The sequence below is a fragment of the Azospirillum sp. TSH64 genome, from assembly GCF_003116035.1.
GTDB lineage: Bacteria > Pseudomonadota > Alphaproteobacteria > Azospirillales > Azospirillaceae > Azospirillum.
In genome coordinates this window covers 3961363-3961758 of record NZ_LGQW01000015.1, presented here as the reverse complement: position 1 = coordinate 3961758, position 396 = coordinate 3961363, and the positions used below count along the sequence as shown (strand labels likewise).

Sequence of the window (396 nt, the reverse complement as noted above, 5' to 3'; positions counted from 1 at the left end):
GACAGGATCAGCTTGAAGGCCGCGGTGACGCGCTCCTTCGTGGCGCCGCCGCCGACGTCGAGGAAGTTGGCCGGCTCGCCGCCATACAGCTTGATGATGTCCATGGTGGCCATCGCCAGGCCGGCGCCGTTGACCATGCAGCCGATGTTGCCGTCGAGCTTGACGTAGTTGAGGCTGTGCTTGGCCGCCTCGATCTCCGACGGATCCTCTTCGGCCTCGTCGCGCAGCTCTTCCACGTCCTTGTGACGGAACAGGGCGTTGTCGTCGAAGTTCATCTTGGCGTCGAGCGCCAGGATGTCGCCCGAGCCGGTGACGATCAGCGGGTTGATCTCGACGATGGCGCAGTCCAGGTCCACGAAGGCCTTGTAGGCGGCCTGGATGAACTTGGCGGCGGCG

At 64.9% G+C, this 396-nt stretch carries 1 pseudogene; it reads right to left on the bottom strand.

The window, feature by feature from the left end:
- A pseudogene (gene sucC / locus TSH64_RS19405) lies at positions 1-396 on the bottom strand (succinate--CoA ligase subunit beta); the annotation flags it as partial.